This is a genomic window from Caballeronia humi, from assembly GCF_001544475.1.
GTDB lineage: Bacteria > Pseudomonadota > Gammaproteobacteria > Burkholderiales > Burkholderiaceae > Caballeronia > Caballeronia humi.
On record NZ_FCNW02000208.1, the window covers coordinates 1 to 911 of the forward strand.

Annotated in this window: 1 protein-coding gene; it reads left to right on the top strand. The window is 63.1% G+C overall.

Going from position 1 to position 911, the window contains the following annotated elements; all coding sequences use genetic code 11:
* Positions 1-911: 1,2-phenylacetyl-CoA epoxidase subunit PaaA (paaA, locus tag AWB65_RS35075; protein ID WP_087671277.1), on the top strand; the 911-nt coding region annotated here is incomplete at both ends.

Here is a 911-nt window from a genome sequence, read left to right on the forward strand (position 1 = left end):
ATGTACACCCAATCCCTCGATATCCCCGGCAACGTCCAGCCGATCGGCGCATCGGCCGATGTGAACGCCTCTCCCGAGCAGCAGCGCTTTGACGCGGTCATGCAGGCCGACGGCAAGATCGAGCCGCAGGACTGGATGCCCGAGGCTTACCGCAAGACGCTCGTGCGTCAGATTTCGCAGCACGCGCATTCGGAGATCATCGGCATGCAGCCCGAGGGCAACTGGATCAGCCGCGCGCCGAGCCTGAAGCGCAAGGCGATTTTGCTCGCGAAGGTGCAGGACGAAGGCGGCCACGGCCTTTATCTCTACAGCGCGGCCGAAACGATGGGCGTCTCGCGCGATCAGCTGGTCGAGGCGCTCCACGCGGGCAAGGCGAAGTATTCGAGCATCTTCAATTACACGACGCCCACCTGGGCGGACGTCGGCGTGATCGGCTGGCTGGTTGATGGCGCCGCGATCATGAACCAGATCCCGCTCTGCCGCTGCACGTACGGCCCGTATGCGCGCGCGATGATCCGCATCTGCAAGGAAGAGTCGTTCCACCAACGACAAGGTTTCGACGCGCTTCTCTCGATGATGAAGGGCACGCAGGCGCAAAAGGACATGGTGCAGCAGGCGGTCGATCGCTGGTGGTGGCCGGTGCTGATGATGTTCGGCCCGAGCGACAAGGATTCGATCCACAGCGGCCAGTCGTTCCAGTGGGGCATCAAGCGCATTTCGAACGATGACCTGCGCCAGAAATTCGTCGATGCCACCGTCGAGCAGGCGAAGATTCTCGGCGTCACGCTGCCGGATCCGGACCTCAAGTGGAACGAGGAACGCCAGGCGCACGACTACGGCGCGATCGACTGGGATGAATTCTGGCGCGTCGTGAACGGCGATGGCCCGTGCAACAAGGAGCGCCTCGCCAC